At 71.5% G+C, this 23,969-nt stretch carries 19 protein-coding genes; 13 read left to right on the top strand and 6 right to left on the bottom strand.

The window, feature by feature from the left end; genetic code table 11:
• Positions 1–7 precede the first annotated feature (7 nt).
• Complete coding sequence (locus tag AC3CF1_RS11055; protein ID WP_099856160.1) at positions 8–1,582, top strand: leucyl aminopeptidase; 1,575 nt, start codon at positions 8–10, stop codon at positions 1,580–1,582.
• Between the two features lie 49 nt (positions 1,583–1,631).
• Here the strand turns inward: AC3CF1_RS11055 and AC3CF1_RS11060 are convergent, their stop codons facing one another.
• A complete protein-coding gene (locus AC3CF1_RS11060; protein WP_088949477.1) occupies positions 1,632–1,961 on the bottom strand; it encodes a hypothetical protein in 330 nt (109 codons plus the stop codon).
• 178 nt (positions 1,962–2,139) lie between these two features.
• Here AC3CF1_RS11060 and lpdA point away from each other — a divergent pair, with 178 nt between their 5' ends.
• Both lpdA and sucB read left to right on the top strand, forming a co-directional pair.
• A complete protein-coding gene (gene lpdA / locus AC3CF1_RS11065; protein ID WP_210794981.1) occupies positions 2,140–3,531 on the top strand; it encodes a dihydrolipoyl dehydrogenase in 1,392 nt (463 codons plus the stop codon).
• Between the two features lie 67 nt (positions 3,532–3,598).
• Positions 3,599–5,455 (top strand): 2-oxoglutarate dehydrogenase, E2 component, dihydrolipoamide succinyltransferase, encoded by a 1,857-nt coding sequence (gene sucB, locus AC3CF1_RS11070; RefSeq protein WP_488450376.1) that lies wholly within the window; start codon positions 3,599–3,601, stop codon positions 5,453–5,455.
• Between the two features lie 61 nt (positions 5,456–5,516).
• On the opposite strand, the gene AC3CF1_RS11075 is transcribed toward sucB, so the two are convergent.
• Positions 5,517–6,452 (bottom strand): SDR family NAD(P)-dependent oxidoreductase, encoded by a 936-nt coding sequence (locus tag AC3CF1_RS11075; RefSeq protein WP_488450378.1) that lies wholly within the window; start codon positions 6,450–6,452, stop codon positions 5,517–5,519.
• A 155-nt stretch (positions 6,453–6,607) separates the two neighbouring features.
• Here AC3CF1_RS11075 and AC3CF1_RS11080 point away from each other — a divergent pair, with 155 nt between their 5' ends.
• Together AC3CF1_RS11080 and AC3CF1_RS11085 are read left to right on the top strand one after the other, a co-directional pair.
• Complete coding sequence (locus tag AC3CF1_RS11080) at positions 6,608–7,945, top strand: low temperature requirement protein A (protein ID WP_354983547.1); 1,338 nt, start codon at positions 6,608–6,610, stop codon at positions 7,943–7,945.
• A 142-nt stretch (positions 7,946–8,087) separates the two neighbouring features.
• Positions 8,088–8,525, top strand: a complete 438-nt coding sequence (locus AC3CF1_RS11085) for a hemerythrin domain-containing protein (RefSeq protein WP_247668331.1) — start codon at positions 8,088–8,090, stop codon at positions 8,523–8,525.
• Here AC3CF1_RS11085 and AC3CF1_RS11090 read toward each other — a convergent pair.
• Positions 8,515–8,934: a MerR family transcriptional regulator gene (locus AC3CF1_RS11090; RefSeq protein ID WP_354983548.1), complete on the bottom strand. Its 420-nt coding sequence runs from the start codon at positions 8,932–8,934 to the stop codon at positions 8,515–8,517. The genes AC3CF1_RS11085 and AC3CF1_RS11090 overlap by 11 nt on opposite strands.
• Before the next feature lie 54 nt (positions 8,935–8,988).
• Between AC3CF1_RS11090 and AC3CF1_RS11095 the strand changes: the two genes are divergently transcribed.
• Positions 8,989–9,990: an aldo/keto reductase gene (locus AC3CF1_RS11095; RefSeq protein ID WP_354983549.1), complete on the top strand. Its 1,002-nt coding sequence runs from the start codon at positions 8,989–8,991 to the stop codon at positions 9,988–9,990.
• Positions 9,991–10,017: 27 nt separating this feature from the next.
• On the opposite strand, the gene AC3CF1_RS11100 is transcribed toward AC3CF1_RS11095, so the two are convergent.
• Positions 10,018–10,392 (bottom strand): SDR family oxidoreductase, encoded by a 375-nt coding sequence (locus AC3CF1_RS11100; RefSeq protein ID WP_354983550.1) that lies wholly within the window; start codon positions 10,390–10,392, stop codon positions 10,018–10,020.
• Positions 10,393–10,926: 534 nt separating this feature from the next.
• On the opposite strand from AC3CF1_RS11100, the gene AC3CF1_RS11105 reads away from it, so the two are divergent.
• The 4 genes from AC3CF1_RS11105 to AC3CF1_RS11120 all read left to right on the top strand — a co-directional run bounded on the left by AC3CF1_RS11105 (position 10,927) and on the right by AC3CF1_RS11120 (position 16,991).
• A complete protein-coding gene (locus AC3CF1_RS11105) occupies positions 10,927–15,138 on the top strand; it encodes a polymorphic toxin-type HINT domain-containing protein (protein ID WP_354983551.1) in 4,212 nt (1,403 codons plus the stop codon).
• Positions 15,135–15,497, top strand: a complete 363-nt coding sequence (locus AC3CF1_RS11110) for a DUF6086 family protein (RefSeq protein WP_354983552.1) — start codon at positions 15,135–15,137, stop codon at positions 15,495–15,497. The genes AC3CF1_RS11105 and AC3CF1_RS11110 overlap by 4 nt, the downstream gene beginning before the upstream one ends.
• 197 nt (positions 15,498–15,694) lie before the next feature.
• Complete coding sequence (locus tag AC3CF1_RS11115; RefSeq protein ID WP_354983553.1) at positions 15,695–15,934, top strand: hypothetical protein; 240 nt, start codon at positions 15,695–15,697, stop codon at positions 15,932–15,934.
• Positions 15,935–16,091: 157 nt separating this feature from the next.
• A complete protein-coding gene (locus tag AC3CF1_RS11120) occupies positions 16,092–16,991 on the top strand; it encodes a TIGR01777 family oxidoreductase (protein ID WP_328381663.1) in 900 nt (299 codons plus the stop codon).
• 96 nt (positions 16,992–17,087) lie between these two features.
• On the opposite strand, the gene AC3CF1_RS11125 is transcribed toward AC3CF1_RS11120, so the two are convergent.
• Positions 17,088–18,329, bottom strand: a complete 1,242-nt coding sequence (locus AC3CF1_RS11125; protein ID WP_354983554.1) for an extracellular catalytic domain type 1 short-chain-length polyhydroxyalkanoate depolymerase — start codon at positions 18,327–18,329, stop codon at positions 17,088–17,090.
• Between the two features lie 218 nt (positions 18,330–18,547).
• Here AC3CF1_RS11125 and AC3CF1_RS11130 point away from each other — a divergent pair, with 218 nt between their 5' ends.
• The 3 genes from AC3CF1_RS11130 (at position 18,548) to lipB (ending at position 22,402) form a co-directional block, all read left to right on the top strand.
• Positions 18,548–20,380 carry a DUF6311 domain-containing protein gene (locus AC3CF1_RS11130; RefSeq protein WP_488450383.1) on the top strand — a complete coding sequence of 611 codons (1,833 nt, stop codon included), beginning with the start codon at positions 18,548–18,550 and terminating at the stop codon, positions 20,378–20,380.
• Positions 20,381–20,437: 57 nt separating this feature from the next.
• Entirely contained in the window at positions 20,438–21,679 is a 1,242-nt protein-coding gene (locus AC3CF1_RS11135; protein ID WP_488450385.1) for a hypothetical protein, read from the top strand.
• 81 nt (positions 21,680–21,760) lie between these two features.
• Positions 21,761–22,402 carry a lipoyl(octanoyl) transferase LipB gene (gene lipB / locus AC3CF1_RS11140; protein ID WP_088949487.1) on the top strand — a complete coding sequence of 214 codons (642 nt, stop codon included), beginning with the start codon at positions 21,761–21,763 and terminating at the stop codon, positions 22,400–22,402.
• 21 nt (positions 22,403–22,423) lie between these two features.
• On the opposite strand, the gene aspS is transcribed toward lipB, so the two are convergent.
• On the bottom strand, positions 22,424–23,710 hold the full coding sequence (aspS, locus tag AC3CF1_RS11145) for an aspartate--tRNA(Asn) ligase (RefSeq protein ID WP_488450388.1): 1,287 nt from the start codon (positions 23,708–23,710) through the stop codon (positions 22,424–22,426).
• Positions 23,711–23,969: the final 259 nt, after the last annotated feature.

Here is a 23,969-nt window from a genome sequence, read left to right on the forward strand (position 1 = left end):
AGCTTCAGTGACATCACCCCGCACCACCAACCTGAGCCTGGTCGACACCGACCCGGCCGAGCTCGCCGTCGACGCGATCGTGATCGGCGTGCACAGCCAGACCGGAGAGCAGGACGCCACCAGCGGCCTCGCCGGCACCCTGCTGCTCGCCAGCGGCGCGGAGAGCATCGCCGTCGCCTTCGACGGCAAGCTGACCGAGACCCTCGCGCTGCTCGGTGCGACAGGTGGGCCGGGTGAGGTCGTCAAGCTGGCCACGCTGGGCACCGTGACCGCGCCGCTGGTCGTCGCGGTCGGGCTCGGCCCGGAGCCGTCGGGTGCCGCCCCGGCCCCGGAGACGCTTCGCCGGGCCGCCGGTACGGCGATCCGGGCCCTGGCCGGCGCTCCGAAGGTCGCCCTGTCCCTGCCGCTGCCGGACGACGCGGACGCGTCGGCGGAGCTGCGCGCGGTCGCCGAGGGTGCGCTGCTCGGCGGGTACCGGTTCGCCGGCTACAAGACCCGCCCGCAGCCGACCCGGCGGGAGCCGGTCGCCGAGGTGCTCATCGCGGTGCCGGACGCCGGTGACGCGGGCGCCCAGGCGGAGGTCACCCGGGCGCTGGCGGTGGCGGGCGCGGTCCGGACCAGCCGGGACTGGGTGAACACCGCGCCGAACGAGCTGCGTCCGCCGTCGTTCGCCGACGCGGTCGCCGACGCCGCCCGTGCCGCGGGCCTCGGTGTCGAGGTGCTGGACGAGGCGGCGCTGGCCGCCGGCGGGTACGGCGGCATCGTCGCGGTCGGGCAGGGCTCGGAGGCCCCGCCGCGGCTGGTGAAGCTCACCTACACCCCGCAGAGCGGTGGCAACGGCAAGCGGGTCGCGTTGGTCGGCAAGGGGATCACCTTCGACACCGGCGGCATCTCGATCAAGCCGGCGCAGGGCATGTGGGAGATGAAGTCCGACATGGCGGGCGCCGCCGCGGTCGGCGCGGCCATGCTGGCGATCGCCGCGCTGAAGCCGGCGGTGGCGGTCAGCGCGTACCTGCCGATGGCGGAGAACATGCCGTCGGGCACCAGCTACCGGCCGGGCGACGTGATCACCATGTTCAACGGCAAGCGGGTAGAGGTGCTCAACACCGACGCCGAGGGCCGGATGGTCCTGGGTGACGCCATGGCCCGCGCCTGCGCGGACGGCACCGACTACCTGTTCGAGACCTCCACCCTGACCGGCGGCCAGGTGATCGCGCTGGGCAAGCGGATGGCCGGCGTGATGGGCACCCCGGAGCTGTGCGACCGGGTCCAGGCGGTCGGCGACGCGGTCGGCGAGCCGGCGTGGCCGATGCCGCTGCCCGACGACGTGCGCAAGGGCATGGAGTCCGACGTGGCGGACATCTCGCAGGTCAACGCCGGCATGGACCGGGCCGGTCACATGCTGCAGGGCGGGGTGTTCCTGCGCGAGTTCGTGACCGACGACGTGGCCTGGGCGCACATCGACATCGCCGGGCCGGGCTACCACTCGGGCGAGCCGACCGGCTACTGGACCAAGGGCGGCACCGGCGTCCCGGTCCGCACCCTGGTGCAGCTTGTCGAGGACGTCGCCGCCAACGGCTGACGGATTTTCGGAAGGGCCACCTGCGTTGGCAGGTGGCCCTTCCGCACGTTCAGTACTGCTCGGGGCGACGTTTGCGGCGCTCGTTGAAGTCGCGCATCCGCTGCGGGTAGCCCATCAGCCGGACGTCGTACACGGGGATGCCCATCCGGTACGCGAAGCGCCGGGCGCCGTCCGGGCCGTCGATGCGCCGGCGGGTCCACTCCCCGTCGTCGGCGATCAGGATGACAGTGGTCTCCGTCACCGTCGTGCGGGGTTCGATGTACGCCTCGACGCCGCGCCGACTGCGGATGAAGTTCTCCAAATGGTCCAGATCGCCGCGACTGGCAGCGCGGTCATGGCTCGGCACAGCCGTCTGTTTGCGGCGCCGGAACAAGCCCACCGGATCTCTCCCCCATGTTGCGTCATCGACGACGGTGCCAAGGGTACGTGTCGATGACGTGTCGTTGGGCACCTCGGTACGCACCCTGTGCCCAGTGGTGACAAGATGACCGAGGTGGGGTGTGTCCGTGTTACACCTCTGTGACCCCCGATGCAGCGACGCGACCTGGGAGTTGGACGTGAGCGAGCCGAACGAAGCGACCTTCGACATTGTCATTCTCGGAGGTGGCAGCGGCGGCTACGCGACCGCGCTGCGCGCCGTCCAGCTGGGCCTGAAGGTCGCGCTGGTCGAGAAGGGCAAACTCGGCGGCACCTGCCTGCACAACGGCTGCATCCCGACGAAGGCCCTGCTGCACGCCGCGGAGATCGCCGACCAGGCCCGCGAGTCGGAGCAGTTCGGCGTCAAGGCCGAGCTGATCGGCATCGACATGGCCGGGGTCAACTCGTACAAGGACGGCGTGATCGCCCGCCTGTACAAGGGCCTGCAGGGCATGTTGAAGGGCAACAAGGGCATCACGATCGTCGAGGGCCACGGCAAGCTGGTCGGCAAGAACGTGGTCGAGGTGGACGGCAAGCGTTACACCGGCCGCAACATCGTCCTGGCCTCCGGCTCGTACGCGAAGAGCCTGCCCGGCCTGGAGGTCGACGGCGAGCGGATCATCACCAGCGACCACGCCCTCACGATGGACCGGGTGCCGTCGTCGGTGATCGTGCTCGGTGGCGGCGTGATCGGCGTCGAGTTCGCCAGCGTGTGGAAGTCCTTCGGTGTGGACGTGACGATCGTCGAGGCGCTGCCCCGGCTGGTCGCCGCCGAGGACGAGGAGTCGTCCAAGGCGTTGGAGCGGGCGTTCCGCAAGCGGAAGATCAACTTCAAGGTCGGCAAGCCGTTCGAGAAGGTCGAGAAGACCGAGAGCGGCGTCAAGCTGACGATCTCCGGCGGCGAGACCGTCGAGGCGGAGTTGCTGCTGGTCGCCGTGGGTCGCGGCCCGAACACCGCCAACCTCGGGTACGAGGAGCAGGGCGTCAAGATGGACCGCGGCTACGTGCTGACCGACGAGCGGCTGCGCACCAGCGTGCCGAACGTCTACGCGGTCGGCGACATCGTGCCCGGCCTCCAGCTCGCGCACCGCGGCTTCCAGCAGGGCATCTTCGTCGCCGAGGAGATCGCCGGGCAGACCCCGGCCGTGATCGACGAGGTCGGCATCCCGCGCGTCACCTACTGCGACCCGGAGCTGGCGTCGGTGGGCCTCACCGAGGCCAAGGCCAAGGAGCAGTACGGCGCCGACAAGATCCAGTCGTACAACTACCCGCTCGGTGGCAACGGCAAGAGCCAGATCCTCAAGACCACCGGCTTCGTGAAGCTGGTCCGGGTCGAGGACGGCCCGGTGGTCGGCGTGCACATGGTCGGCGCCCGGGTGGGTGAGCTGATCGGTGAGGCGCAGCTCATCTACAACTGGGAGGCCTACCCGGCGGAGGTCGCCCAGCTCGTGCACGCCCACCCGACCCAGAACGAGGCCCTGGGCGAGGCGCACCTGGCCCTCGCCGGCAAGCCGCTGCACGCGCACGCCTGATCATCCACAACCGCGGCGTCCGGCGACGGGCGAAGATCCCACCAGGGGAATGAAGGAGTCTCAGAAAATGCCGGTATCGGTCACCATGCCCCGGCTCGGCGAGAGCGTCACCGAGGGCACCGTCACTCGCTGGCTCAAGCAGGAGGGCGACACGGTCGAGGTCGACGAGCCCCTGCTCGAGGTCTCCACCGACAAGGTCGACACCGAGATCCCGTCGCCCGCTGCCGGCGTGCTGAGCCGGATCGTGGTCGGTGAGGACGAGACCGCCGAGGTGGGCAGCGAGCTGGCTGTCATCTCCGGTGAGGGCGAGTCGACCGGCGGTGGCGAGGCCGCCCCGCAGGAGCAGGCCCCGACCGAGGAGGTCGAGCCGGCCGCCGAGCCGACGGCCGCCGCCGAGGGCACCGCCGACGAGGTGGCCCAGGACGAGGCGCCGACCGAGGCCCCGACCCAGGCGCCGGCTCCGGCCGCCGCTTCCTCGGGCGAGGGCACCGCGGTGAAGATGCCGGCCCTGGGTGAGAGCGTCACCGAGGGCACTGTCACCCGCTGGCTGAAGCAGGTCGGCGAGACCATCGAGGTCGACGAGCCGCTGCTGGAGGTCTCCACCGACAAGGTGGACACCGAGATCCCGTCGCCGGTCGCCGGCACTGTGCTGGAGATCAAGGTCGCCGAGGACGAGACCGCCGACGTCGGCGCCGACCTGGCGATCATCGGCGTTGCCGGTGCGGCCCCCGCCGAGGCCAAGCCCGAGCCGAAGCCCGAGCCGAAGGCGGAGGCCAAGCCGGCGCCCAAGGCCGAGCCGAAGCCGGAGCCGAAGGTCGAGGAGCCGACCCCCGGCATGTCGTACAACGAGCCGGCCGCGGAGACCGAGAGCTCGGCGCAGCCAGCGAAGACCGAGCAGGCCTCACAGCCTGCCGCGCCGGCCTCGACGCCGCCGCGTCCGTCCGCCCCGGCGCAGGGTGGCGGCGAGGAGGCCGCCGGGTACGTGACCCCGCTGGTGCGCAAGCTGGCCGGCGAGCACGGCGTCGACCTGTCCTCGCTCAACGGCACCGGTGTGGGTGGCCGGATCCGCAAGCAGGACGTGCTGGAGGCCGCCGAGAAGGCGAAGGCCGCCAAGGCCGCCCCCGCTGCCGCACCCGCGCAGGCCGCCGCACCGTCGGCGGCCCCGGCCAAGCCGGCCGAGAAGCCGCAGCCGAGCAGCAAGCGGGGCACCACCGAGAAGCTGCCGCGCATCCGGGCGACCATCGCCAAGCGGATGCAGCAGTCGCTGCACGAGACGGCCCAACTCACCACCGTGGTCGAGGTGGACGTCACCCGGGTCGCCAGGTTGCGGACGCGGGCGAAGGAGTCGTTCCAGGCCAAGCACGGCGTGAAGCTGTCCTTCCTGCCGTTCTTCGCGCTCGCCGCCATCGAGGCGCTCCAGACGTACCCGATCGTCCAGGCCAGCATGGACCTGGAAGGCGGCACGATCACCTACCCGGCCGCCGAGCACCTGGGCATCGCCGTGGACACCGAGCGCGGGCTGCTCGTGCCGGTCATCCACAACGCCGGTGAGCTCAACATGGGCGGCATCGCCAAGCGGATCGCCGACCTGGCCGAGCGCACCCGGGCCAACAAGATCACCCCGGACGAGATGGCCGGGGCGACCTTCACGGTGACCAACACGGGCAGCCGGGGCGCGCTCTTCGACACCCCGATCGTGCCGTCGCCGCAGTCGGCGATGCTCGGCACGGGTGCCGTGGTCAAGCGGCCGGTCGTGGTCAACGACCCGGAGCTGGGCGAGGTCGTCGCGATCCGGTCGATGGTCTACCTGGCCATGTCCTACGACCACCGGCTGATCGACGGCGCCGACGCCGCTCGCTTCCTGACCGCGGTCAAGGAGCGGCTGGAGGCCGGCAACTTCGAGTCGGAGCTGGGCCTGGCCTGATCTGCCCGCAACGCCGAGAGGGCGCCCCGGTCGTCGACCGGGCGCCCTCTCGTGTGCGTCCTCAGGCCTTGAGCAGCGCGGTCGACACCTTCCAGAGTCGCTCGGCGGCCTCCGGGTCCAGCGCGTACGCGGCGACTCCCGTCCGCCCGCCGGGCTGGGCGGGGGCGGCCTCCTGACAGTCCTCGAAGTAGCGCCCGCCCACACCGTCGAGCAGTGGCGACGTGGCGACCAGCACCGAGGTGGCGGCGCCCTGTTCGACGGTCTTCCAGGCCGCCGCGTTGCCCGCGCGCAGCCGGTCCAGTTCCTCCTCGCTGACGTAGCGCTGGAGGTTGGTCCGGATCGCGCCGGGCATCAGCGAGTTGGCCGTGATGCCGTCGTCGGCCCAGAGCCGGGACGCCTCGACGGCGAACAGCACGTTGGCCGTCTTGGACTGCCCGTACGCCTGCCACGGCTCGTACTCCCGCTGGTCGTACTGGATGTCCTCGAAGACCACCGGTGAGCGCAGGTGGGCGGCGGAGCTGACCGAGACGATCCTGGCCCCGTCGCCGGACGCGAGTGCCGGACGCAGCCCGGTGGCGAGCGCGAAGTGGCCCAGGTGGTTCGTGGCGAACTGCATCTCCCAGCCCTGCGGGGTGCGGGACAGGGGCGCGGCCATGATGCCGGCGTTGTTGGCCAGGATGTGCAGCGGTCCGTCCCAGTTGGCGACGAAGTCGGCGATCGAACCCTGGTCGGCGAGGTCGAGCGGGGCGACCATGACGCGGTCGTTGCCGGTGGTGCCGGTGATGTCGTCGGCGGCCTTGTGGCCGGCGTCGGGGTTGCGGACGGCCAGGGTGACCTCCGCGCCGGCGCTGGCCAGGGCGCGGGCGGTTTCCACGCCGATGCCGGACGACCCGCCGGTGACGATCGCCCGCCGCCGGACGAGGTCCACACCCCGGATCACGTCCATGGCCGTGGAGGTATGGGCGAACGAGGTGGTGATCGGGTTGTTCGTCGTCATGGTCCATCCTTGTCCAGGGTGGGTCGGACCGACCGGCCCACTGCCGGAGGCGGTAGTCCCGGTGTTTTCCCGAGCCGGACCGGAGGTAACGCCCGGACACCGTCGCCATCGCTGTTCGGGCCTCCGAGCAGGCCGGACGCTGCCAGAGTGGGATCGTGGGCGGTTACCGGAGGGGTGGACAACTGGGACCGGCCGTCCCGATTGCTCCCGGTGCCCGGGTGGACAAGTTCGAGGTCTTCTTCGACCTGGTCTTCGTCTTCTCGTTCTTCATCATCACCCGGGCGACCGCCGCCAACATCTCCGGCCGGCAGCTGCTGCACGCCGCTCTGGTGCTCGCCGTGCTCTGGTGGATCTGGGTGGTGCACAGCCTGGTGGCCACCCGGGTCCGGCTCGGCGAGGGCTACGTCCCGGTGCTCATGGTGATCGCGATGGTCGCCCTGTTCGCGTTCGCGCTGGCGCTGCCGCAGGCGTTCAGCGACCCGAAGGGGAGCGCCGCCGGCCCGATGCTGGTGGCCACCAGCTACGTCGTGGTCCGCGGCATCCACTGGATCCTCTACCAGCATGTGGTGCGGGACAGCCCGCAGGAGCGGCGGCAACTGCGGCGCTTCGCCCCGGAGCTGGCGGTGAGCATCGTGCTGCTGCTGGCCGCCGCGCTGATTCCGCCGCAGATCACCAACCCCGACCAGGCCGCCATGGTCCGGGACGGGCTGTGGATCACCGTTGTGGTGGTGCAGTACGCCACCGGCTTCATCGTCGGCACCTGGGGCTGGGGGGTGACCAGCGCCGAGCACTGGACGGAGCGCTACGACCTCATCCTGATCATCGCGCTGGGCGAGTCCATCATCTCCACCGGGGTGGGCGGCAATCTGCTCGGCAAGCCGGTGACCTGGCCGGCGGTGGCTGCCGCGGCGCTCGGCATCGTGGTCACCGCCGCCCTGTGGTGGGCCCACTTCGACTTCATCGGGCCGGCCGCCCGGATCGCCCTGCACGCGGCGGAGGGCGCCCCCCGGGTGGCCATGGCCCGCGACGCGTACGCGTACCTCTACCTGCCGATGATCGCCGGGGTGATCCTCTTTTCCATCGGCAACGAGGAGGTTCTGCACAAGATCACCGACCCGGCCGGCGGGATCGCCGAGAAGGTCGAGGGACCAGCCGTGCCGATGCTCTTCGGCGGGTTGATCTGCTACTTCGCCGTCAACCTGTTGTTCCAGCTTCGCACCCTGCACACCGTCAGCTGGACCCGCGTCGGCGTCATCGTGGTGCTCACCGCGGCACTCCCGGTCGGTCAGCACCTGCCGGCGCTGGGCGCGCTCACCCTCGCGACATTGATCTGCGTGGCGCTGGTGGCCGTGGAGGTGATGGTGATGTCGGATTCCCGGCACGCGTTGCGCTCCGCCGTCTTCCAGGAGCGAACCAGCCACGAGGCCCACGAGGCCGCCTGGCGGGCGCGCTGGCACGACGTCCGGGAGACCGACGAGCCAACCACGCCGTGATCGGTCGGGATAGACTCCGGCGCAGCGTCGCGGTGTACCCGGCACGAAGGCCGCCGTGGGCATGGAGGCGCGGGGACAGCATGGGACAAACGTGCACCCGACCGGTTCACCGGCCGACCGGCTCGCCGCCGTCGGCAATCAAATGATCGAGATCCACCTCTGGCTCAGGGCGGAACTGACCCGTCTCCGGGCAAACCTCGACGCCCCGTCCCGGGACCTACGGGCGCACTGCCTGACCTTCTGCGCCGCACTGGGCCGACACCACACCGGCGAGGACGCGGGCGCGTTCCGGCTGCTGGCCGAGCAGGTCCCCGAACTACGCCCGGTCATCGCGAACCTGATCACCGATCACGAGGTGGTGGCGGGGATCCTGGAGCGGGTCGAGGCGCTGCTCGCCGGCGACACGGCGGTGCCCCTCGCCCAGGTGCGCGGCGAGCTGGACGGGTTGGCCGCCCTGCTGGAGTCGCACTTCCGTTACGAGGAGAAGCGGTTGGTCTCCGCGCTGAACGCGCTCACCGGCCGACCCGGGACGGCCGAGGAACTCCTCGGTCTGACCGTGCCTCCGCAGGTCACCGACTGACGGCTGGGCCGGGCCGGGTGGCGGTGGGCCGCTCGGCCTCCGGCGCCAGCCCGGGCAGCCGCTCGTAGAAGCGGATCTTCTCCCGCAGGTGCTCGTACTGGCGGCTCAGCAGGAGCATCTGCTCCTCGACCCGAACAGCGTGCTGTTTGAGCAGCTCCCGCCGCTCGTCGACGGTGTGGTCGCCTTCGCGGGCCAGCTCCGCGTAGCGGCACATCTGGGCGATCGGCATCCCGGTGTCGCGCAGGCAGCGGAACAGCACCAGCCAGCCGAGGTCGTCGTCGGTGAAGACCCGCTGACCGCCCGTCGTCCGGCCCACGTCTGCGAGCAGGCCGATCTTCTCGTAGTAGCGCAGGGTGTCGAGGCTGAAGCCGCTGCGGCGGGCAGCCTCCGCGGGGGCGTAACCGCTCATGTCGAGATCGTAGTGCTTGACCTGGAGCGCACTCCAGGTTGGAGGCTGGTGACCATGACGACGACGACACGAACGCTGGGACGCAGCGGCATCGAGGTGAGCGCGATCGGGATGGGGTGCTGGGCGATCGGTGGCCCGCTCTGGGGTGACGGTGGGCAGCCGTTCGGCTGGGGCGAGGTCGACGACGACGAGTCGATCCGCACCATCCACAGGGCAATTGAGCTTGGAGTGACCCTGTTCGACACGGCCAGCAACTACGGCGCCGGGCACAGCGAGCGGATCCTCGGCCGGGCCTTGGCCGGCCGGCGCGACAGCGCGGTTATCGCCACCAAGTTCGGCAACGTCAGTGAGGAGGCCACCCGGCGGGCGCTCGGCACCGACGCCAGCCCGGCCTTCGCGGTACGCAGCCTGGAGGACTCGCTGCGCCGCCTCGGCACCGACCACGTCGACCTCTACCAACTGCACCTCAACGATCTGCCGGTGCCCGCCGCGCTCGATCTGGTCGACACCCTGGAGGCCCTGGTCGACCAGGGCAAGATCCGGGCGTACGGGTGGAGCACCGACGACCCCGCCTCGGCGGAGGCGTTCGCGGCGGCCGGCCCGCACTGCGCCGCCATCCAGCACGACGAGTCGGTGCTGCGCGACAACGCTGCGGTGCTGGCGGTCTGCGACAGCCATGACCTGGCCAGCCTCAACCGTGGGCCGCTGGCGATGGGGCTGCTCACCGGGTCGACCCGGGCCGTCGGGGCGGACGACGTGCGCGGGCGGGCGCCGGAGTGGCTGGAGTGGTTCACCGACGGCCGGCCGACACCGCGCTGGGCGGCCCGGGTGGAGCAGGTCCGCGCGGCGCTCACCGCCGACGGGCGGACCCTCGCACAGGGCGCGCTGGGCTGGCTGCTGGCGCGCAGTCCGCGTACCGTGCCGATCCCCGGCCTGCGCACGGTGGCCCAGGCCGAGGAGAACCTGGCGACCCTGACGCTCGGCCCGCTGAGCGCCGAGACGTACGCCGAGGTGGAGCGACTGCTCGCCGACCTGCGCCCGGCCCACGCGGCCTGACCGCCGCGGCCCTCGCCCCGGGCGCCGTCACCGGAAGTCGTCCGCGTGCTCGGCGGCCCACTGCCGGAACGTGCGCCCGGGGCTGCCGGTCACCTGCTCGACGTCCGGGGCGACCCAGCCGCTGCCGTCGTGGTGGGTGACCCGGCGGACGCCGGCCTGTCGGGCCAGCTCCAGGGTCTCCCCTCCAGTGGTCAGCACGGCCCGTACCCGTCCATCGCGACCAGGGTGCATCCGCGTCACGCCGCGCAGCGCCGCAACCAACGTGTGGGGCCTGGCGAAGTCGCCCGCCACCACCTCCACCCGGTCGGGCAGAGCGGTGGCCGCTGGCGGCGCGGGATCGCGGGTCAGTGCGCGTACGGAAACGCGCTGGCCGTCGAATGTGCGCGGCGGCGTTTTCGGCACCCGCGACGCCCGTTCACCTGCGTCTTCCCGCTTGGTCCGGGCGATCCGCGCACTTCTTTGCCTGCCGGTGCTGTGCAGTCGGTGACGTCAGCCGAGGCCGACGGCATCGATCGTCTTCCACGAGGGCGGATAGCACCGGGCTCCGGCCTCGGCCGCCGCCGACTGCCGCCCCCAGCGCCAGCCATCGATGTGACGCCGGACACATTTGGCGGGACAGCGCCGTCAAACCCGCACTTGTAGCGTGGCGTCAGTCCACATCGTACGCAGCGTGTTCGGCGTACGGCTGACGACGATGTTGGCCCAGGAGGCGGCAATTACTCGTGACCACACGTCGACGCGGCGGCGCCGGCGTGGAGCCGGGATCTGCCATCCCGTCGGTCCATCGGGTCCGTCCTCCGTTCGATGTTCATTGCCGCGCCGCCCTCCATAAGGTGGCGGCGCGCGTCTTCACGGGGAGCAGACATGGTTCTGAGAATGTCCGCGGCTGTCGCGCCACCTGCGCGGCGCCACCGAACGGGGTGGCGACGAGCCGCCGTGGCTCAGGTCACGGCGCTGGCCCTGCTGGCCGGCCTTCTTCCGGCGCATCCGGCACGGGCGGCCGAACCGCCGCCCGCGGCCGCAGAGCGAACGCCGGTGGTGCAGGCATGGCTGAACGGCGGCACGAAGGTGCGGGCCGCCGCCGAACTGGCCCTGGTCGGCTCGGACGACGACATCCGGGCGTTCGTGAGCGACGGCTGGGCGAAGGCGCAGCGGCTCGACGAGCGGGACGCGGTCGTGTCGGTGATCGCCGAGTCCGGGCCGGCGGTACGGGCTGCGGCGCAGGCGGCGTTGAACGCGGCCGATGCCGGTGACGCGGACGCGCTCTCGACCTTCCTGACCAGCGGCTGGCAGCCGCCGTCGAACACCGACACCCGCGTACGGGTCAACCAGTTGATGGCGGCTGGCGGGGATCAGGTCAAGGCAGCCGCGCAGCAGGCTTTGGATTCGGAAGACCCGGCGGTGTGGCGGCAGTTCACGGACTCGGGTTGGCAGTCGCGGTGGTTGACGGATCAGCGCGTGCGGGTCAACCGGGCGATGGCCACCGGCGGGCCACAGGTGAGGGCAGCCGGGCAGAAGGCGCTGGACGCGGGGACGCCGGAGGCGTTGGAGTCGTTCCTGGACGGCGGGTGGTCGGTGGCGGCGGCTCGTGACCAGGAGACCGAGACCCTTACCGCGTTGCAGGCGCAGGCGCAGGCGCAGGGCGACCTGGCGAAGCAGGAGACCGAGCGCGCGGTATCGGAGGCAGCACGGGCGAAGGAGGCCGCAGCGGCGGCCAAGCGTTCGGCGGAGTTGGCGGCTGCGGCGACGGAGGCGGCCCGCAACGACACGGCCGAGGCTGCGGCGCAGGCGAAGCGGGCCGCGGTGGCGGCACAGAAGGCGGCGTCGGCGGCGAAGGTGGCAGTGCAGGCGGCTGCGTCGGCGAACCGGGCGGCGCGGGCAGCCGCGGCGGCGGCGCAGCGAGCGGCGTCGGCGGCATCGCAGGCGGAGAGAGCGGCGACGCGGGCGTACAACGCGGCGGCGGGCGCGGCGACGGATGCGACGAAGGCGGACACGGCCCGGGTGCGGGCGCAGGAGGCGCGAGACAACGCGCGCCTGTCGCGGGACTTCGCCACCACCGCGCACCTGGCGGGGCAGGCGATTCAGGCCGGTCTGGACTCCCTGGACGCGGCTCGGTCGGCGGCGTACAACGCAAAGCTGGCCTCGAACGCCAACGACGACGCGACCCGGTGGGCGAATGCGGCCGGCGCGGACGCCAAGGATTCGATCGCGGCGGCGAAGCAGGCACGGGCGGACGCGGACCGGGCTCTGCGGGCGGCCGACACGGCGGAGAGATACCTCCGGGTGGCGGCCACGGCGGCCTCCCGCGCGCGGGACGCGGCGAACCGGGCCGCGCAGCACGCGGAGGAGGCCGCCGACGCCGCGATCGACGCGGCGAACCACGCCGGTGACGCGGCGACTGCGGCGGCACGGGCGACTGCGGCGGCGACCGCGGCGACCATCGCGGCCCAGGCCGCGGTGGAGACGGCCGGCCAAGCGATCGAGATCTACGACGCGGCGCGCGCGGCGGACGCCGAGCGGCTTGCGGTCACCCAGGACGAGGGCACGGAGACGGCCCGCCAGGCCGCCGCACAGTACGACCAGGCGCAGGCCGCTGCCAAGTGGGACGCGGTGCAGGCCACTCAGCGCAGCGCGGAGACCAACCAGCTCATCGCCGAGGTCCTCAATCCCGCTACCGACCCGGCCGTCGCGGTGACGAAGGCCCGCAAGGTGGCGTTGAACCTCAGCCAGGCGTCCGGCACGTGGACCCGGGAAGCAGCCATGACCGCGCTCGCCGGCGTCGACGCGCAGGTGATGGAGTTCGTCCGCACCGGTATCGCCGAGGCGGCTGGGCAGGACGACCGGGTGGCGGTACGGGAACTGGCTGTCACGGACAACTCCGGGTTGCGGGACGCGGCCCTCGCCGCGTTGCAGGGCAGCGACGCTCAGGTGTCGCAGTTCCTGCAGACTCAGAACTACACCGGTCGGTACGCGCAGGATCGGTTGAAGGTCAACCAGATCGCGTCCGCGGCACGGACGGCTGGCGACACCTACCTGGTGCAGAAGGCGCAGGAAGCCCTGGACTCCGGGGACGGGCAGAAGCTGCGCGAGTTCATCGCCTCCGGCCAGCACACGGCGGCCGCCATCGGCCAGCGGATCCAGGTCAACACGATCCTGGCCAGTTCGGACAGTGGTCCGGAGGTGAAGGCCGCCGCGCAGATCGCGTTGGACGGGCCCCCGGCGGGGCTACGGCAGTTCCTCGACGAGGGCCGCTACGCCGCGGCCGAGCGCGACCAGGACGGCTCGGCGCACCTGGCCGTGGTCGCCGGCCTGGTGCAGCGGATCAACCAGATCGCGCAGACGGCGGTGCAGGACGCCATGACGGCGCAGTCCGTCGCTGCCCAGGCACGTAAGGACGCCGCCGCCGCCACGGCGTACGCCAACCAGGCGGCGGCGTCGGCGCAGAAGGCCGCCGGGTACGCGACGCAGGCCGCGCAGTACGCCAACCAGGCCAGCCAGTCGGCCGAGAAGGCCGCCGCCGCGGTCCGGACCGCCAAGGCGGCAGCGACCCGGGCGTCCGCGTCGGCGCGCAGCGCGATCCGTTCCGCGTCCTGGGCCGTCCTGTCACACGAGCAGGCCGTCCAGTCCGCCACCGAGGCCCACGCCTCGGCCACGCGCGCGTACAACTCGGCCGTCGCCGCCGGGAAGAGCGCTGAGGAGGCGGTCGCCGCCGCCAAGGACGCCTACCAGCAGTACGAGTCGGCCAAGGGCCTGGAGATCCAGAAATGCACGGTGAGCTTCACCGCCGAGGGGCCTTTGGGCGGCTGGGAGAAGCTACTCACCGGCGAGCGGGGTGACTACGCCGAGAAGTGTGTGCGCAACGTCATCGCCGACCCCGCCGAACTGGCCAACCGCGCCTACACCAACTCCGCCTACTGCAGCGTCTACCCCGACGGCAGCCAACTCGCCAAGAACTGCCTCGCCACCGTCCTGGCCCCCGATTTCCGGGGCGGGCAGACACTGGTCATGCTGACCGCGGTGCTGCAAGGCGTCACCGCGATCCTGGCCCCCGTCGCCATCGCTCTCGGCATCGGCTGCGTCCTGAGCGTGGTCTGCGGCATCGTCGCCGGCACCCTGGTCACGATCGGCGACATCGGCCTCAGCATCTACAAGTACATCAACGGGGACCAGTCGCTCGCGGACACCCTGTTGCACCTCGGCACCCTCGCGCTGGAAGCACTCGCGTTCGCCGGCATCGCCAAACTCGTCAGCGCCGGCTTCAAGGCCGCCAAGCACCTCTACGAACTCAGCCGCGCCGCCAAACAGGCCGAGGCGGACCTCAAGGGGGTGAACAAGGCGCGGCGTGAGCTGCGGCTCAACTCGTGCCTGACCCCCAACAGCTTCTCCGCCGACACACCGGTTCTGCTCGCCGACGGCAGTAGCAAACCCATCGCGGACGTACGGGTCGGCGATCGGGTCCTGGCCACGGACCCCACGACGGGTGTATCTGCCGCCAAGCCCGTGATCCGCCTCATTCGGAGCACCGATCCGGCCCTCACCGACGTGACGGTTGCACCGGCCGACGGGGCGGCGGTAACCGTTCACACCACGCCGCATCACCCATTCTGGGACGCCGCTGTCCGACGCTGGGTCGACGCCGCGGACCTGACGGTAGGCAGCACCCTGCGCAATCCGGACGGCGAGGCGGTCCAGGTGGCCGGTGTCCGGACCTTCGACGGGCCGCGGGTGATGCACAACCTGACCGTTGCCGAAACCCACACCTACTACGTGGCCGCCGGCTCGACCGCGCTGCTGGTACACAATGTGGGTGGCTGCCTGGACGGTGAGATCGAGTACGACGTCATGGACCCTGTCACAAAGCGGATCGTCACCGACATCGACAGCATCGAAAACGGCGAGCTGTGGGAGCTGAAGGGCGGAATCCCGTGGTGGGGGGACGATGAATGGCTCGCCAAGGAGATTGACGGGAAGTTCGCCAAGTACCTGAAGGCGCGAACGATCCTCCCCGCTGACTACCGCGACGCAGTCATCGGCTTCCGTTTCACCAACAAAAAGATCGACGCGAAGACACGCACTGTCATCACGGAGAGGTTGACTAGTTTGGCCGAAGAGGCTGGCGTCCGAGTGAAGATTGAGTTCGCCTCATGAGCTATCCGTTCCAGACCGCCGAGACACCGGTGTGGGATCCCGCGCTCCGGGTCGGCCAGGTATACCTCGGCCAAGCCCAGTCGGTGGCGGAGGTCGTGGGGACGGCGTCAGGTCTGACGCCGCTCCGCAACGGCAGCTGCGATCTCGATCCAACGACGTTCGCGACCTTCGTGGACCGCCTTCTCCAGTTCTACAACGAGGGCCGCCACCCCACCCTCTCGCAGCTGCTACGCGGGGTCCTCCTGGTTTCCCTGGTGTTGCTGGAGCGGGCTGGCGCGCCCCGTCCGCCGGCCGGCAGCGAGGTGATCGACGCCTTGCTCGCCGAGGCTGCCGCGCTGGAGCCCACCATGCCTGTTTAGAAATCTCGCACCGGCCGTCGCTTCGTGGTCGGGCTGTAGGGGCCGGTCCTCCCAAGCGGAGGGCCGGCCCTATCGCTGCGGCCCGCGTTGCCCAATCCGGAGGTTGGACCCTCGACTGATCGGCGGCCGCCTGCGTGGCCGGCGGCTCGGGCGTGGGCCGATACTGGGTCGATGGCGCGGTTCCGAGGAGGGTGTGTGTGAACGACTCCCCACGGGTCGCCTGCACAGCGTGCGGGCAGGACTGGCAGACCTGGTACCGGGTTCGTGAGGACGGGCGCGTGTTCCTGCTGTGCCCGGAGTGCGACTCGATCTGGCTGCCCGGCGACGACCGCCATGCGCCTCCGACAAGAGGCCTGGACGACCTGTTCGGCCCTCAGCCGAAGTTCTTCAACGCCTGGGCCCTGATCGAGGAGTGCACGGCGCCGCCCGTCGACTGACGCGTCACCGGTGGATGCCGACCCGTTCACGGGCCGGCATCCACCTTCGCGGGGACATCACGTGCGAGATCGCGAAACGCGGGAGGCACGCTGTCGCGACGAGGGAGTGCACGGGCAGGAAGCATCCAAGTTGCCGTCCATACCCGAAGATATGAGCATGCGGATCCTTCTAGCCGGCGCGTCCGGCTTCCTCGGCACCCGGCTGGCCGACCGGCTCACGGCGGACGGGCACCAGATCACCCGGCTGGTCCGTCGGCCGCCGCGCGACCCGCAGGAGCGGCGGTGGGACCCCGCCGCCGGGCAGCTCGACCCGGCCGTGGTCGCCGACGCGGACGCGGTGATCAACCTGGCCGGCGCGGGCGTCGGCGACAAGCGCTGGAACGACGACTACCGGCGGTTGATCCGGACCAGCCGGGTGGACAGCACCACCACACTGGCGGTCACCATCGCCGGGCTCCCAGCCGCCGACCGACCACGCGTGTTGCTCAACTCCTCGGCCGTTGGGTGGTACGGCAACACCGGTGACCGGGCCGTCGAGGAGGACGCGCCGGCCGGCGAGGGCTTCCTGGCCGACGTCTGCCGGGTGTGGGAGGCCGCGACCCGGCCAGCCGAGGACGCCGGGGTACGCGTCATCCGGATGCGCACCGGCCTGCCACTGGACCGCGACGGCGGGCTGCTCAAGCCGCAGCTGTTGCCATTCAAGCTGGGCATCGCCGGTCGGCTGGGCAGCGGCCGGCAGTGGCTGCCGTGGATCTCGTTGGCCGACTGGCTGGGCGCGACCCTCTTCCTGCTGGACCACGACGAGGTCGCCGGCCCGGTCAACGTGGTGGGGCCGAACCCGGTGACGAACGCCGAGTTCACCCGCGAGCTGGCCCGACAGCTGCACCGTCCGGCGATCATCCCGATCCCCGCGCTGGCGCTCAAGGTGGCCCTCGGCGGCTTCTCCCACGAGGCCCTGACCAGCACCCGCGTCCTCCCCGGCGTCCTGACGAGAGCCGCCTACCGCTACCAGCATCCCACCCTCCCCGAAGCCCTCCAGGCGGCCCTGACCCCCTGAACACCCCTGCCGCCGTTCGCGTTGATCAAGAGGTTTGCCTCATCCAGAAGGCGGGAGATGACGCAAACCTCTTGATCAACAGGGCCTGGCGCGTGGTCAGCAGCCGATCACCCAGTAGTTGGGGCCGGTCTGCTTGAGGGCGCTGGTATAGAAGGTGTTGTAGAGGCCCATCCGCTGGTTGGAGCCGTTCGCGTAGGCGTAGCCACCGGACTGGTACGCCCGACCGGCCACCACGTGCGCGTAGTTGCTGGCGGTCACGCAGGTCGCCGGCGTGGTCGGGGTCGGCGTGGGAGTCGGGGTCGGCGTGGCCGTTGGGGTCGGGGTCGGCGTGGCCGTCGGGGTGGGGGTCGGGTTGGTGCCGCCGCCGTTCAGGCCGAAGAAGAGCGCGTCACGGTACGTCGAGCAGATGGTGTCCAGGAAGTACGCGCCGGCGGTGCCACACTGCTCGGCTGCGGAACCCGGGTCGACCGGAGTGCCGTGGCCCATCCCGGAGACCCGGTAGAGGCGTACGTCGTCGTTGCCGTACACCTCCAGGCTGGTGTTGGCGGGCAGCGACGAGGTGCTACTCGGGGTCTGCGAGACCCCCCGCACGTTGGTCCACTGGTCGCGGGACTCGGTGCCGTTGAGCGGGGTGACGGTGGTGTCCGAGGTGCCGTGCCAGATGGCCACCCGGGGCCGCGGGCCGGTGTAGCCGGAGTACGCCCCACGGACCAGGTCGCCCCAGGCTGCCGGGGTCTTGTCCGCGCCCGGGTTCATGCAGCTGAACGCGTTGACCATGCTGGTTGCGCAGCGGTAGGGAATCCCCGCGATGATCGATCCGGCGGCGAAGACGTCCGGGTAGGTGGCGAGCATGACCGCGCTCATCGCCCCGCCCGCGGAGAGTCCACTGACGAAGACCCGGGAGCCGTTCACCCCGAAGTTCGCCTTGGCGTGGTCGACCATCTGCTTGATCGACAGCGCCTCACCCTGACCGCGGGTGGTGTCGCCCGACTCGAAGAAGTTGAAGCAGGAGTTGGCGTTGTTGCCGGACGGCTGCTGGGCGACGATCAGCGAGAACTTCCACTGGTCGGCGTACTTCTGCCAACCGGAGTTGGCGAAGTAGCCGGACGCGTTCTGGGTGCACCCGTGCAGGAGGACGACCGCCGGGGAGTTGGCCGGCAGGTTGTCCGGCCGGTAGGCGTACATGGCGAGGTTGCCCGGGTTGGAGCCGAAGCCGGTGACCTGGGTGAGGGTGGCTGCCTGGGCGGGGGCGGCGATGGCGACCGCTCCGGCCAGGGCGAGGGCGAGCCCGGCGAGCCCGCCGATCAGGCGGGTGATGGTGGACGAGGAGCGGCGCACGGCGGCCTCCAGAGGGGGCGGACTGTGAACTGGGTCACGGTCGAATTGCCGTGACGTTACGACGATGTGTCGCCGCGATGACATAGGGCACGCTCACACATTCACGACGGACACTGTGTACGCCAGACCGTCGACGTGGCGGGCCGAATCCGTCCCCAACGGTCCTGTCCTTGCAGGTCTGACCGGCCCGTCCAGGTCCGGTTGGTAACGTCCGCTGCGTGCCGTCCTCCCCGTCGCTGGCCACCGGGCCCGCACCAGCGTCACCGCCTCGCGTCGTCCGGGACCGCCGGGCCGACCTGATCGTCGTGCTGGTGGCGCTCGCGCTCGCCGTCTGGGTGACCAGTGGGCTGTGGCGGGACCCGAACACCCGGACCATCACCGTCAACTCCAGCGACCAGGCGCTCTTCGAGTGGCTGCTGGCCTTCGGCGGGCACGCGGTCACCCACGGCGACAACCCGCTCTTCACGTACCTGATCAACGTCCCGGACGGTGTGAACCTCGCGGTCAACACCTCGATCACGGTGTACGCGGTGGTCTTCGCCCCCCTCACGTACCTGATCGGGCCACCGGCGACGTTCCTGGTGATCCTGACCCTGAACCTGCTCGCCACCGCGCTGGTCTGGTACTGGTTGCTCTCCCGGCACCTGGTCCGCAGCCGGCTGGCCGCCGCGATCGGCGCCCTGTTCATCGCCTACTCCCCCGGCATGGTCTCGCACGCCAACGCGCACCTGAACTGGACCGCCGGCTGGCTGGTGCCGTTGCTGATCTGGCGGCTGTTCGCGCTGCGCCGAGCCGGGCACTGGCTTCGCGACGGGGTGATCCTCGGCGTGCTGATCGCGGTGGCCTTCTCGATCGCCGCCGAGGGGCTGTTCTTCACCGCGCTGGCGCTCGGGGTGTTCGTCGCCGTGTGGGCGCTGCACCCGGCGAACCGGGCCGAGGCGCGCGCCGCGCTGCCCAATTTCCTGCGAGGGCTCGGGGTGACCGCCGTGGTCGCCGGCGTGCTCCTGTCGTACCCGCTGTGGCTGCACTTCGCCGGGCCGCAACGGTTCCATGGCACCGGCTTCGACCCGGTGATCCACTCCGAGGACATCGCGGCGTTCGCCGCCTTCCCACGCCGCTCGCTGGCCGGTGAGGCAGGGCTGGGCACCTCGCTGGCACCGAACCCGACCGAGGAGAACTCGTTCTTCGGCATCCCGCTGCTGGTGCTCACAGTGGTCTGCTTCGTCGCGCTCTGGCGGCGGGCCGACCCGAGCCGCCGGGCCACCCTCTGGGCGCTGGGCGTTCTCGCGCTGATCTTCTCGGTGCTCTCCTTCGGCCCGGTCGCCAAGGTCGACGGGCGACGCACCGACCTTCCCATGCCGTTCGACCTGCTCGGACAACTGCCGGTGGTGAACGCCGCGCTGCCCGCCCGGCTGGCGCTGGTGGTGGCACCGGTGATCGGACTGTTGCTGGCGTACACCGTCGACCAGTTGCGCGCCGCGCCACCCCGACACCGCTCCACCGAGCTGGCCTGGCTCGTCGGGTTCGCGGTGGCCCTGGTGCCGCTGCTGCCCACCCCGCTGCTGACCGACGAGCGGGAACCGATCCCGCGGTTCATCACCTCCGGCACGTGGCGCCAGTACGTCTCACCGGACGGCGTGCTCACCCCGGTGCCGCTGACCGTGGACATCTACCCCGACGGCCAGCGCTGGCAGGCGTACGCGTTGTCGCACCGGCAGGGCGAGTTCGAGATCCCGGGCGGGTTCTTCCTCGGCCCGGGCGGGCCGGACGGACGCGGCCGGATCGGCCCGGTGCCGCGCACCCTGAGCGCGTTGATGGACCAGGCCGGCCGTACCGGGCTGGTGCCGATCGTGACCGACGGGACCATCCGGGAGGTCCAGTCGGACCTGCGGCACTGGCGGATCGAGACGGTGGTGCTCGCCGACCAGGTGCACGGCGCGAAGTTCGAGGTCGACGAGGAGGCGCTGCTGCGTACCGGCACCGCCCTCTTCGGCGAGCCGCAGCGGGTCGACGACGTCTGGCTCTGGCGCATCCCGCCCGCCGACCGGTAGACCACGACGCGGCCAGCCGGGGCATCACGACCGGCCGCCATCGCGTCTAATGGGCCGATGGGATTGACCGGCGGGCGATTGCGGCGTGCTGCCGTGGTCGCGCTCGTGCTGGGGCTCGTCGCGCTCAACACACCAGCCGCAACGGCCGCCGGGAGCGCCGCCGGGGTGGTGCCGACCCGGGTGCACGATCCCTGGCTGTGGCAGGCCACCGTGGGGCAACGCCCGACCGGTCCGGCCGCGCTGCTGTTCTTCACCGACCGCACCCGCTATTTCGAGTCGACAGGTGTGCTGGTCGACCGGGACGGCGCGTACCGGCTGATCCCGATCCGCATCGGCGAGGGGCACGGACTGCTCTCCCCGGATGGACGGCACTACCTGCGGCCGGACTCCGGCGAGCTGCTGGACCTCACCACCGGACGGCAGCGCCGCACGATGAGCACCGGCGTCTACCCGATGGCCTGGTCTTCGGACGGGCAGCAGGTGCTGGGCACCCGCAGCAACGATGACAGTGTGATCAGTTACGGACCGGACAACCGGCAGCTCAACGATCCGGAGAAGCCCGACGACCTGCTCGTCGTCGACCCGTTCCGGGGCACCGAGCGGACGCTCGACGTGGGCACCTTCGCCGCGCACGCCGCAGCGGCCTGGTCACGCGGTGGCGACCTGGTGGCGGTCACCGGCTCGCCGGACGTGCCAGCCCAGCTCGCCGAGCGCCAGCAACTGGTGGTCGTGGACCCGGCCGGCGGCGGCACTCGTTGGCAGGTCGACCTCGGCGACCGGCGGATACTGGCCGGCCCCGCCGCCTGGCATCCCGACGGCCGGCAGCTTGCGCTGCTCGCCTTCGACGGCTGCGCCGGGCCCAGGTGCACGTCCGAGCAGGCGGCGGCGCGCACCTGGCGAATCGAGTTCCTGGACACTGCCACCGGCGAAGCCGTCGGCCAGGCCCTGCCGGCCGGCACCTCGGTCAGCGGGATCATCGGCTGGCGCGGAGACGACCCGATCCTGCGGTATGTCAGCGAAACGGAGGCGGACACAGACCGGCAAGCCTTCCTCGCCGCGCTGTCGCCCGACGGCGGTCGCGAGGTGCTGGTGACCACGCCGGTCGGGTCGACCGACCTGATGGTGCCGGGCGACCTGCTGACCCGGGCCGCGTTCGGTGGGCCAGAGCCCCGGCCGTCACCGTTCGCCGCCCCGCCCTGGCTCTACCTGGCGCTGGCCGTCCCACTGCTGCTCGCCGTCGCCCTCCTCACCCGCCGTCTGCGGCGCCGCCGCTCGGCCGCCCCGACACCCAGCGCCTGAGCCCGGCCGAGTCGCGGCAGGGGTGCCCGGTGAGACGGCTCACCAGGGAAGATCGCTCGTGGCGGGACTAGGCTGGACGCCGTGACGACGACGACCCCCGGCCTGACGGCCGTCCGCGGCGGCCTGCTCGACTACCAGGCCGCCTGGGACGAGCAGCGACGCCTGCACGAGTCGGTGGTGGCTGGCGAGCGCGGCGACACCGTGCTGCTGCTGGAGCACCCGAGCGTCTACACCGCGGGCAAGCGCACCGAGCCGTGGGACCGGCCCATGGACGGCACTCCGGTCGTCGACGTGGACCGCGGTGGCAAGATCACCTGGCATGGCCCGGGGCAGCTCGTCGGCTACCCGATCCTGCGCCTGCCCGACCCGGTGGACGTGGTCGCCTACGTGCGCCGGACCGAAGAGCTGCTCATCGACGTGTGCGCCGAGTTCGGGTTGACCGCCGGCCGGGTCGAGGGGCGCAGCGGGGTCTGGGTGCCCGAGGACGACCGGGGGCCGGCCCGCAAGGTGGCGGCCATCGGCATCCGGGTGGCCCGGGGCGTCACCCTGCACGGCTTCTCGATCAACTGCGACTGCGACCTGACGTACTTCGACCGGATCGTGCCGTGCGGCATCCGCGACGCCGGCGTCACCTCGCTCACCGCCGAGCTGGGCCGCCCGATCAGCGTCGCCGACGTGCTGCCGGTGGTCGAGCGCCGACTGTCCACCCTGACCGAGGTCTGAGCGGACAGCCGGCGCACGGCCCTACGGGGTCAGCCGGTGCAGGTCGCGCGGGAACGCGGTGACCTCCCGGATGTTTGCCGCGCCGACCAGCCGGGCCACGAACCGTTCCAGGCCGATGGCGAAACCACCGTGTGGCGGCATGCCGTGCCGGAACGCGTCCAGATAGCCGGCGTACGGCTCGACCGGCTCACCACGGGCCGCCAACGCCGCCAGGTAGTCGGTGTGCCGGTGCAGCCGCTGCCCGCCGGTGACCAGCTCCAGACCACGAAAGAGCAGGTCAAAACCGTTCGAGTACGCGGGCCGCTCCGGGTCCGGGTGGGTGTAGAACGGTCGCTTGGCCATCGGGTAGCCGGTGACGAAGAGGAAGTCGGAGCCGTGTTCGCGGCGGGCCCACTCGCCCAGCGCCCGTTCGTGGGCTGGCGCGAGGTCCGGCTCGTCGGCGGGCGCGCCGGCGATCGTCAGCGCCTCGGTGAAGTGCACCTCCGGGATCTCCGCGGGCACCTCCGGCGGCGTGACGCCGAGCGTCGCCAGGGCGCCACCGGCCCGCTCCCCCACATTGCCCAGCATCCCAGCCACCGTGTCCCGCAGCACCCGCATCACGTCGTGGTGGTCGGCGACGAAGCCCAGCTCCGCGTCGAGCGACGTGTACTGCGCGAGGTGCCGGACGGTGTCGTGCGGCTCGGCCCGGAAGACCGGCCCCACCTCGTAGACCCGTTCGAAGACGCCGACCATCAACTGCTTGTAGAACTGCGGCGACTGGGCCAGGTACGCGGGCCCACCGAACCAGTCCAGCGCGAACACGTTCGCCCCGCTCTCGGTGGAGGAGCTGACCACCTTCGGGGTGTGGATCTCCACGAAGTCCCGGGTGTCCAGGGCGCCCCGGAAGCCGGCCACCGCCGCCGCCGAGATCCGCAGCGCCGCCGACCGGGTGGGGTGCCGCAGCGCGGTGGGCGCGTTGTCGAGCTGGGTGGGCAGGCTCGCGGTCAGCGCCGGCCGGTACAGGTCGAACGGTGGCGGCACGGCGGGCGGCCCCAGTGGACGTACCGTCGGGTCGGTCAGCTCGACCCCGGCGGGCGCCGTTTCGTTCGCGGTGACCGTCGCGGTGACCTCGACGACCGTCTCCTCGGGGAGTTTCTCCAGCTCGGCGCGGACGGTCGGGTCGGTGACGACCACTTGGGCGAGGCCGGTGGCGTCGCGCACGATCAGGAAGGCCAGCGACTTGAGCAGGCGGCGGCGGTGCACCCAGCCGGCGATCCGCACTGTCGTGCCGATCCGGGTGGGCAGGTGGTGGGACAGGGTTCGTTGCATGGCGGGCTGCTCCTCGGTCGATCGCCACGCCTTCGCCGCCCTGGGGGAAGCGATGCGTCGCATCAGCCCCAGGGAGGTGTGGGCGAGCGGGAACCTCGCGGTGCCACCACACCTTCACCCCCGCCGAAGCGGAGGCCTCGTTCGTCGCCTGATGACCGGGGCCAGCCGGGCGGGCTCTACTGGGCACGGGTGACCCGTAACCGTTCTTCCCGCAGCTCGGGAGGGTCTTCGCACACCGGCGCCAGACCGCCTCTCAGCA

It is taken from the genome of Micromonospora sp. MGP-C2, assembly GCF_057766525.1.